Origin of the sequence: Pollutimonas bauzanensis, assembly GCF_040393045.1 — a bacterium.
GTDB lineage: Bacteria > Pseudomonadota > Gammaproteobacteria > Burkholderiales > Burkholderiaceae_B > Pollutimonas > Pollutimonas bauzanensis_A.
The window spans coordinates 1-3,059 of record NZ_JBEBUX010000208.1 but is presented as its reverse complement, the minus strand read 5'-3'; the positions used below and the strand labels follow the sequence as shown (position 1 = coordinate 3,059).

The following is a 3,059-nucleotide window of genomic DNA, read 5'->3' as shown; positions in this document are numbered from 1 at the left end:
TTGAAAACCTGGTCATGCGCCTTGACGGGCTGTTGCTTATTCTACTCCCCGCAGCTACTGCCGCCACGTTGCTGGCTTCGGTGTTTCCCCAAAGCCATCTTGTGGCCCATGCCGCTAACGACTGGCTGCGCATACACCTGCTCATCGCCTTGACCGCCTATGGCCTGATCACGGTCGCTGCGCTGCAGGCCATGTTAATGACCGCGCTCGACCGCCAGTTGCACCGGCCTATCGAACAAGCCGCCAACCGCAATATTATTGGCCGCGCGCTGGACACCATGCCGCCCTTGCTCGTTCAGGAAGGACTGCTGTTTCGGCTGATTGGCATAGGCTTCACGGTGCTGACCCTTACCGTCATTACCGGGGCCGTCGTATCGATGCGCATCAGTAGCGAACTGGTGCCCATGGATCACAAAACCGTCTTTACGCTGCTATCGTGGCTTACCTTCGGCACACTACTGCTAGGGCGCCGCATGCGCGGCTGGCGCGGCCGCCTGGCCCTGCGATGGACACTGGTGGGTTTCGCCTTTTTGCTGCTGTCTTATACTGGCAGCCGTTTTGTGCTCGACGTCATTCTGCAACGAGGCTAATGTGGGAAAAGTATTATTCTGGATCGTGGCGATTATTGTCATCTTGATGGTCGTCCGCGTCATATCCAGCCAGAACGCCAAGGGCCGCAGCGACACGCGCCAGCCCAAGCAAGCAAAAAAACGCGGCGCCCCGCCCATAGCGCACCCCGAATCCATGGTCAGGTGCGAACACTGCGGCATTCACATGCCCCGGTCGGAAGCCGTGCTTAGCAACGGCCGCATCTGGTGCAGCCAGGAACACGCCAAGCTTGGCGTGCGCCAGTAACCATGCTGGCGCTGGACCGACACGGCTGGCTAAAAGCACACCCGCGTGTCACTTGCGCGCCATCGCCCAACTACGACGACCGCCCGGCCGGTGACGACGCCACCCTGCTGGTCATGCACAACATCAGCCTGCCCCCCGGCATCTTCGGGGGCACCGAAGTCGTCGACCTGTTCCTGAACCGGCTGGACTACAACGCCCACCCCTGGCTACCGCAACTGCGCGGCCTGACGGTATCGGCCCACTTCTTCGTACGCCGCGACGGCAGCATTGTGCAATTCGTATCCACGCACAAACGCGCCTGGCACGCAGGCGTATCCACCTTCGCAGGGCGCGAACGTTGCAATGATTTTTCGATAGGCATAGAAATGGAAGGCACGGACACCGTGCCCTATACGCCAGAACAATATGCTGCCCTGACTCAGCTGCTGCCCGCACTGCGCGCGCAACACCCGCTACAGGCCGCCAGAGGCCACGAACACATCGCCCCGGGCCGTAAGACCGACCCGGGCCCCGCGTTCGACTGGGGCCGTTTCAGGCGTGAAAATGGCTGGCTCCGGCGGCAACTGCCGCCGGTGTAAAGCACGCGACTTACGCTGCGCCGTTCAACAACAAACGGTTCATACGCTTTACGAACGAAGCCGGGTCCGCCAAATTGCCACCCTCGGCCAACATGGCCTGATCCAGCAACAGCAACGCCCATTCACTGAAATCCGCTTCCGGCGCGGCCTGCATGCGACCAATCAACGCGTGCTCGGGGTTGATTTCCAGAATCGGCTTGACGTCCGGGGCTTCCTGCCCCGCCGCCTGCAGCATACGCAGCAAATGCGGGCTAAGCTCGTTTTCATCGACCACCACGCAAGCCGGCGAATCCACCAAGCGGCCAGTAACACGCACCTCTTTCACCTTATCGGTAAGGGCCGCATTCAAGCGCTCTACCAAAGGCTTGAAGGTTTCAGCCACTTCAGCCTGATGCTTCTTTTCTTCCTCGTCCGCCAACTGGTCAAGATCCAGGCCGCCCTTGGCGATTGACGTCAGTTGCTTGCCTTCGAACTCGCGCAGATACGACAGCATCCATTCATCGACACGATCCGACAACACCAGCACTTCCAGACCCTTCTTGCGGAAGATTTCCAGATGCGGGCTATTGCTGGCCGCCGCGTACGATTCGCCGCTGACGTAATAGATTTTGTCCTGACCTTCCTTCATGCGAGCGACATAATCAGCCAACGACACCGTTTGCGCAGCGCTATCGCCATGCGTCGACGCAAAGCGCAGCAACTTGGCAATACGGTCTTTATTGGCCGCATCTTCGCCCACACCCTCTTTCAGCACCTGGCCAAACTGCGTCCAGAACTCGGCAAACTGATCAGCCTTGTTTTCAGCCAAATCTTCCAACAACGACAAAATACGCTTAGCCGACCCTTCGCGAATCACCCGCACATCACGGCTTTCTTGCAGAATTTCGCGCGATACGTTCAAAGGCAAATCGGCCGTATCGATAACACCGCGCACAAAGCGCAGGTAGTTCGGCAGCAACTGTTCGGCATCGTCCATGATGAAGACACGCTTCACATACAGCTTGACGCCGCGGCGCCCGTCGCGATCCCACATGTCCATGGGCGCATGCTTGGGCACATACAACAACTGCGTATATTCGCTGCGGCCTTCAACCCGGTTATGCGTCCAAGCCAGAGGATCGTCGTAATCGTGGGCAATATGCTTATAGAATTCTTGGTATTGTTCGTCGGTAATGTCCGACTTGGACCGCGCCCACAAGGCGCTGGCCTGATTAACCGTTTCCCATTCGTTCTTCTTCACCTGCTCGGACTTTTCAGCGTCCCACTCTTCCTTCTGCATTTGGATCGGCAGGGAAATGTGGTCGGAATAATGGCGCAAGACTTCACGCAGCTTGTAGCCATTCAAGAAAACGTCTTCGTCATCGCGCAGATACAAAGTTACCGACGTACCGCGATCAGCCTTCTCAACGGGAGCGATCGAAAATTCGCCCTCGCCTTCCGATTCCCACATGACCGCTTCGGTTTCAGGCACACCGGCGCGACGGCTTAATACCGACACTTTCTTGGCAACAATGAAAGCCGAGTAAAAGCCCACGCCAAACTGGCCGATAAGCTGGGCGTCTTTTTGACTGTCGCCCGTCAGCTTGGTGAAAAATTCTTTCGTACCCGAACGGGCAATGGTGCCCA

General features: G+C 58.0%; 4 protein-coding genes. 3 read left to right on the top strand and 1 reads right to left on the bottom strand.

Translation table 11 applies throughout. The features are described from left to right. From ABWO67_RS19290 to ampD, 3 genes are all read left to right on the top strand, one after another. Positions 1–590: cytochrome C assembly family protein (locus ABWO67_RS19290; RefSeq protein WP_353154975.1), on the top strand; the 590-nt coding region annotated here is incomplete at its 5' end. 1 nt (position 591) lies between these two features. Further along, the gene (locus ABWO67_RS19285) at positions 592–855 is read left to right on the top strand and encodes a PP0621 family protein (RefSeq protein ID WP_353154973.1); all 264 of its coding nucleotides are present in this window, start codon (positions 592–594) and stop codon (positions 853–855) included. A 2-nt stretch (positions 856–857) separates the two neighbouring features. Continuing rightward, positions 858–1,433 (top strand): 1,6-anhydro-N-acetylmuramyl-L-alanine amidase AmpD, encoded by a 576-nt coding sequence (gene ampD / locus ABWO67_RS19280; protein WP_353154971.1) that lies wholly within the window; start codon positions 858–860, stop codon positions 1,431–1,433. Between the two features lie 10 nt (positions 1,434–1,443). On the opposite strand, the gene htpG is transcribed toward ampD, so the two are convergent. Next, positions 1,444–3,059 (bottom strand): molecular chaperone HtpG (gene htpG, locus ABWO67_RS19275; RefSeq protein ID WP_353154968.1); only part of this gene is annotated, 1,616 nt, incomplete at its 5' end.